This window comes from Psychrobacter sp. Sarcosine-3u-12 (assembly GCF_002836005.1).
GTDB classification, from domain to species: domain Bacteria; phylum Pseudomonadota; class Gammaproteobacteria; order Pseudomonadales; family Moraxellaceae; genus Psychrobacter; species Psychrobacter okhotskensis.
The window spans coordinates 49,684-56,546 of record NZ_PJBY01000067.1 but is presented as its reverse complement, the minus strand read 5'-3'; the positions used below and the strand labels follow the sequence as shown (position 1 = coordinate 56,546).

The 6,863-nt window shown below is 43.2% G+C and carries 5 protein-coding genes; all 5 read right to left on the bottom strand.

Annotation, left to right across the window (positions count from 1 at the left end; all coding sequences use genetic code 11):
* Positions 1-197: 197 nt before the first annotated feature.
* Positions 198-707, bottom strand: a complete 510-nt coding sequence (locus CXF65_RS01445; protein WP_101210768.1) for a pilin — start codon at positions 705-707, stop codon at positions 198-200.
* Positions 708-1,036: 329 nt separating this feature from the next.
* Positions 1,037-1,510 carry a type IV pilin protein gene (locus tag CXF65_RS01440; protein WP_101210767.1) on the bottom strand — a complete coding sequence of 158 codons (474 nt, stop codon included), beginning with the start codon at positions 1,508-1,510 and terminating at the stop codon, positions 1,037-1,039.
* Complete coding sequence (locus CXF65_RS01435; RefSeq protein WP_101210766.1) at positions 1,510-2,058, bottom strand: type IV pilin protein; 549 nt, start codon at positions 2,056-2,058, stop codon at positions 1,510-1,512. The genes CXF65_RS01440 and CXF65_RS01435 overlap by 1 nt, the downstream gene beginning before the upstream one ends.
* A gap of 12 nt (positions 2,059-2,070) precedes the next feature.
* Positions 2,071-5,949 carry a pilus assembly protein PilY gene (locus tag CXF65_RS01430; protein WP_101210765.1) on the bottom strand — a complete coding sequence of 1,293 codons (3,879 nt, stop codon included), beginning with the start codon at positions 5,947-5,949 and terminating at the stop codon, positions 2,071-2,073.
* A 42-nt stretch (positions 5,950-5,991) separates the two neighbouring features.
* Positions 5,992-6,849: a PilX N-terminal domain-containing pilus assembly protein gene (locus CXF65_RS01425; protein ID WP_101210764.1), complete on the bottom strand. Its 858-nt coding sequence runs from the start codon at positions 6,847-6,849 to the stop codon at positions 5,992-5,994.
* Positions 6,850-6,863: the final 14 nt, after the last annotated feature.

The window sequence follows — 6,863 nt, the reverse complement described above, 5'->3', positions numbered from 1 at the left end:
TTGAATCAAAAATCATAATGACGTTACCTAAATTAAAGAAATCAATTAGATATAGCTATTTATTAGAATAGAGATAAATCAAGATAACTGTTAGTATTCTCACATTTAGTCTATAGTACTAAGTCATTCTCCCATTAAAAAAGCCAAACGTTATGTTTGGCTTTTTTAATGGGGTAATAAAGGCTAATTAGATATTACTATCTGCAAGATGATGGTAAGTATTTAGATGCAATACCATTAGTCGCACTTGATTTACATTCCCATGCAACAACTGGCTTAACAGTTGCGCGGTTGAAATTTGCTGCTACTGCTTTATTTGTATCTACTGCAGTGTTAGCGTCAGTATATGGAATTAAATCCAAGTTCACACCAGTACCTAATTGGTTAATATTTTGAGCAGTTACGGTAATAACTCCATTTGCATCGGTAGCAATTTTCTCTACATATTTAGAAACACCACTTGCACCTGCACCCGAGCCTGTTTCACCACAGCCAAAATCATTACCTGCAGGAGTAGTTCTTAAACCTGTTTGAGAAGCTTCAGTAATAGCAGTACGACATGTCGATGCTGCCAATACTACTTCACTTACTTTTGCACGAGCTGTATAGTCTTGATATGCCGGCAGAGCGATCGCAGCCAAAATACCGATAATAGCAATAACGATCATTAGCTCGATTAGGGTAAAACCTTTTTGTGCAGTGTTCATAAGAATTCCTTTTGGGGTATATAAAGATAAAGTGGCTAATTGTTGATATTGGCGCATCTTATCATTAGGGATATGATAAATTTCTTTCTTACTATAACTGCTGCAGGTAGCGTGCCAAAACGTCGCTATTATTGTTTTTATAGCCCAAATAAGGTTATAACTCCTAATTTTGGCATCACTTAGACATTTATTGTCTTATAATACTTACATAGAGCTACCAATGTTACTGCTAACCTACTGAAAATTGTCAATCTGGCTATATTCTGGGAGTGAAAAGTAAACGCATCTGACAATTTTTGTCAGTTTCTACATTACTGATACAATAATCGTCATTTATTCCAGTCATCACCAGTGCTGCAATTGCTCCCACGGCATTTAATCCCCTGATAGTTGAGACTAAGATTGCCGTCATTGGCCATTTGACCACCAGTTCTTGGCGTGGCAGTGATTATCCATTTGTTAGTCAATATATTATTAGGGGGTGTTAGCGGGGTTGGATTAATAGTAACATCATATAGTGCAGTACCCTGCCTTGGGTATGCAGTGGCAAAGTTTGTTTTGACAGCGGCACTAATCGCACTATAACTACCTTGTGCCAATTTACGACTTTCGATCTCTGAGGCGATGTTTTGCATCTCGCTCATCATGTCAGTACGTTTAGTCTTAATAACGTACTGCTGATAACTGGGATAAGCAATCGCCGCTAAAACACCAATAATAGCGACGACTATCATCATTTCTATCAATGTAAAGCCACGCTGATTTTTTATAATCTCTTTATGACTATACTTCACTGCTATCATCACCAATCCCCCTGACCTGTGCCGCAATTAGTCGAAGCAGCGGTGATTGTTCTATCTTTGCTTTTACAGCGTACGCCAGTACTACTGAGCAGAAAAATTTGCGCACTTGAATTCTCAAGGGAGGTGCTTGGCTCGGCTAATATGCGCCATGAGCTACCCGCAGTAGAATAACCCGTACCTGCCGGAGCCAAGGTGTTACCCGTACTACCATCGACTAAGGTAATCATATAGTAGAAATTGGTACTATCACTACCTCTAGGGACATAGATAGTCTGGTTATCAGTCTCATCGTATGCATAGCTAAAAGTGCCGTCACTTGCTTGTTTTTTTGGTATAAAACCTTTATAAGTCAGAGCACTAGCACGCCAACGGTTTAGTTCTATATCCAACTGTTGCATACTTGCTTGCGCTTGTGACTCAGCATTACGTACCACAAACTGCCGATAAGATGGAATCGCGATCGCCGCTAGGATAGCCACTATCATAATGACTACCATCAGCTCTATAAGCGTAAATCCTAACTGTCGTTTTAACGCTTTCACATTCATTCGACTATCCTATCAGTCTACTTCATACCAAGTTTTAGGCTGTAGCGTATAACGTTCGTTAAATATCAACTCAGGAGCGCTACCACTGCCGAGAATCTCCTCTGCTAAGCCCTGTACTTCATTGAGCGGACTATAGGCGTCTTTTCCAGTATCCGTTCCGAAGTCCACCCGATCTGTCGCACGCTCTGCCAGTGTACGAGTACCGATGAGCAAACGCTGGTTCGACAATGTCGAGCTACGAGGGCCTAGGGTCAGCTCTTGTAGCCCTTTACCTGCTCTGACAAAGCCGCCGGTACCGTTTTTGGACTTGGGATCGGTACAGATACCGTATGGTAGGCAGTATAGCTGACGCTCTGAGCCACCGACGATTTTGGCTGAGCAAGTGTTTGTTGAGCCATAGCTCATGTCTGGATTATATGCTGTCGTATATAAGAAGCTATCGATGACTTCTGATTTACCAATACCTTTGGTATAGCGTACATTGCCATAGCCATCGAACCGAGTCAGTGGATAATACCAACCCTGCTTGGTACCCTGACGCATCAGATCACTGACTACGTTTTTTTGCGCTAGTGTATATCCTGCTGCACCGAGAGTGCCTATGCTACTCGGTAGCTCGACTAGATTACTGGTAGTGGTATTATCAGCAGTTAAGTCTGATATCATCTGACCGCCATCAGCCGCTGCTGTCGTGGTAAAGTTACTCGCATAAAAGAAGCTATCTGGTTTGGTCACATCGGTATCCATAATCCCATATAGTCTATCTGACTTACTCAGATCACGTATCTTTGAGAGTGGTGAGCTACGATCACCTGAGATGACGTTTACGAGCGCAAATAAACTGTTACTTTGAGCGTTACGATGGAAGCTGACCACCGGACGCTCATAGAACCGATGATTGAATTTGGTATCGGTACCGCTATAAGCCCCTTTGAGGATGCGCGTCACTCGCGTATTGGCAAATGCGGTCGTCGGCGTTGGTGTACCCGCTGGCGAGCCAATGGCGCTTGGCGTTTTGAACCCAGCATTGGTAAAGTCAGCACGGAACAGCTGACCACCTAAATCGGCAAAGTAGATATGATCCATAAAGCCATCATTATCACGATCGAGGGTAGTAATACCTGCGACGACACTGTTTGTCATCGTACTGATTGTCGTTGATGGAGAGCCATTACTAGATGCTGACCATATCAGGTCACCTGTGATAGCGTTGACGATGTATACGTCATTACCTTTTACATTAGTCTTACCTGAGCAAGTGCCTAAACTGGTATCGGTTACGCCAACTTGGAATTTTTCATACTCATAACACATGTCATAGCCACCGCCGAACACTAAGACATTAGTGCCTTTATCATTAGTACTGTTGCTAGTTCTTATCTTTGCCTTGGTAGGCTTAGACCATATCTGACCCATACGGCCAAAGCCTGCCTTGGCTGGCGTGATCGTGAACATCATGCTTGGGCTGGTTCTAGTCGTCAGGTCAAGACCATATAAAGCCTCGCCACCCATACGCAGACCACCATAAGCATAGAGACCTTTATTACCATCCGTTGCGATATTCACGACGTTATTGGTTAGATCGTATCTATAGTCCGCACTGACCAGCCAAGGCGCATCGATACCGAAGTTCGGTGAGCCTATCTCCGCTTTGTTTGAATCATTAACTAAGGCGAGAGATTTGCTCTTATCTATGAGCATCTCTCTTGGGATCACGACGAAATCTTCTTTTCCGCCATCTCCGCCAGCACTATAATTATCAGCATCTACGAGATGCAGACCACCTTCGCTCGAGCCAAATAATACGTAATCATCACGCGTCGCCGTGACCTTACCATTATCATCTAACGTGGCGGAATACGATACCGCAGCTGGCGTTGAGTGAATGGTTGCCCCAACCACTCTAATTGCTTCAGTTGCATTAGCAGTTGTGAGAGTCATATCTTTGACTGTTGTATTCGGCAGATTATTGAATCCTAATAAGTTCAACAGTCGTTTTAAAGTGATTTCGTCAAAGGTAGCCGTATCGCTAAATGAGGTAGTGGTCAATGCTGCATTATCTACTACGACTTTGCCCAAGGCATTCACCCCAAACCTTCGTAGTACTGGCGTCGTACCGTTTAAATCTTCGACATATAGGGTTCTGGTCGATGTTACACCAGTGTTTGGGGTGTTCAGTAGCGCATAGAAGCCACCCGATTTCACTTCATTATTGGCACCGCCATAGTCCTTGTCTGACCATAAATCCTGAGTACTTGGGTTTAGGTCGCCGGCTACATTAGTAAATAGCTTTGAGTTGCTCTTGCCATAGAGCGTGCCTTCATTTAGGAGGTATTTTTTCATATTACCACCCCAAATGACTGAGTTACCTGCCACATCGGATTGCAAGGTTGGATAGTAGGCAACCGCGAGTTGGCTGTCCGCACGATACGGATCGTCAGGGATAATGATAGTGCCTGAGGGCGTAGAAGGAAGGTTCTGATTTAAGCCACTGATAAAGCTCGTAATACTCTTGACGATATCATCTGTGGACTGCGCTGAGTAGAAGCCGCCCTCTCCATAGCCGCCAACTCCTGGCAGATCAGGATGTGCTTTTTCACCCCAGTTACAGGCATTTCTCGCATCTAGGTCTGTGATGCTTGCACAATTATAAAAGTCACGGTTGGCAGTGATACCGGTCTTGGGGTTGGTATAAGGTAAGTTGACGATATCTGATGCATTGACATTAAACACTGAACCAAAGCCCACGACTGCGGTATATATCTCTCTATCTGTGCCTAGCGGATTGATCGCCGGATTACGTAAGGCTTTGGCAAATGCGCCGACTTGTGGCATGGCATTATTATTTTCACTACCACTAGGAAGCGTAACTGATGGTATGCTAAATGAATTGGCACCTAACGCTAATTGCATTACATAGTTAGGATTAGGAGAACTGTTAGGGTTACCATCAGTTAAGAAGTAGATACCGCGTCCATCACAAGATGAGGGTGATGACAGAGGACTATTATAACGACCACCGCTTTTTGAGGTAGAAACCGAATCGTCATAACCACTATAAGAAGAAGCAGAGGTATTAGTACCTAACATATAAGCACCTACTTCTGCATAGGCATTGGCGGTTGGCGTACCCTTATCACCAATTAATTTACCAATCTCTGTCTTGATTAAGCTACGCTGTGTAGTATTCACTAAAGCGGCTGGTACTAATATCTTGCCAGTACTTCCATCAGCTCCTTCGTAATCATTATCGTCATCGCTCTGAGTCGAGTACTGACCAATACCTATCGCTACTTTATTAGGATCTAATAGGCTACTATCCAATAGGGTGAAAATAGCATCTTTTAGGCGAGTTAAACGATCATAATACTTAGTAGAGGTATAAAAATACCTGTTGTTAGAACCAGAGGTGACAAAGCTATACTCACTACCTAAGGAAGGATTAGTGATTGTAGTATTACAGATTGAAAAATTATAACTGCTATCGCCAGAGCCATTACTAGGGCCGCAGCGATACCATTGACCTTCAGGAGATAATCGATAATAGTATCTCTTGCTGTTGTTTAGCTCACAGTATCTTTTAGTATAGCTAGGCGTGGTAGTAGAAGGTTGAGTATCGACACTGACTTGGTTATTTGAAACACCTGAAGGCAAGTCACAGGCCTCTTTAGTGACATTCGCTGCCATACTACCCGAAGTATCGAGCATCATGGTGATCGTGGTCTTACCGCCTTCAGCCGCTTTATAGATCTCTAAATCGCCTATTTTTTTGCCCGCGACATCAGCTTGTGCAACAGGCAGCACCATCATCGATGCCATGACCACGACCAGATACTTGAGTGGTAATACCTTACTATCGCGAGCTGGCGATACATTATTGAGTCGTTTCATGACATCTATCCTTTTATGGAAATAATAAAATGAGTAGGGAGACTAAGGTGAGGATGCTAATACACATCCTGCTTGTCCCCCTCTACCGAATGGGATACATTCTGTAGAAGAAGATAGATTTGCAACATCTGCTTGCTCATACAGCATTTTGCTGGGTGTGCTAGCGGCCAGTAGGCATTCATTTAATGATTTTTTACCTGAAGCAACGTTGGCACTGATACTGGTCTGTTCAAAACACTTATCACTCCCTACCTTAGGCTCACTATAAGCTGGTAGCGCAGATGTTGCTCGAATATCAAACTGATACTTTTTACTGGTTCTATCTTCAATTTCTTTACCAATGACAACATGTTTAAATGGAGTAGCATCATTACTAGGAGGTGTTAGAGCAATACTCATCTGCGTCATAACAGCCTGTCTAGCACTGGTATAACCGGATGCATTTGCATAATTACAGACGCCGTTATTAAGACCATCAACATACCCCCCAGCAGGCGCTCTAACTGTCGCCACTTTTGTCAGATACCTCTGTGTACGCGGATTGAAGCAATAGATAAATTCATTTGTCTTATTATCTTCAAATAACAAAAAATGACCAAGTGCGCCCGTTGCGCTTGTGACATCTCTGTAACCTTCAGAATTTGCACCACCATTTACCATCATCTCCAGCTTTTGGTTGGCACTATCCGCTGACTGTAATAATACCGTATTGATTTGATCACTAGTCGCTACCTTGAGATCGGTCGTACTTTGTCTCACTGCGATAGCGCCTGCCAACATAATGAGCACTAAAAACAATAAGACTACTATTAGCGTCGCCCCTCGCTCGGTACTCCGATATGCCAAGCCAATATTGATACGCTTTTGTGTCGAACTTGATAAATCCTGATGTCGAATCACTTTTAGTTTCCTTA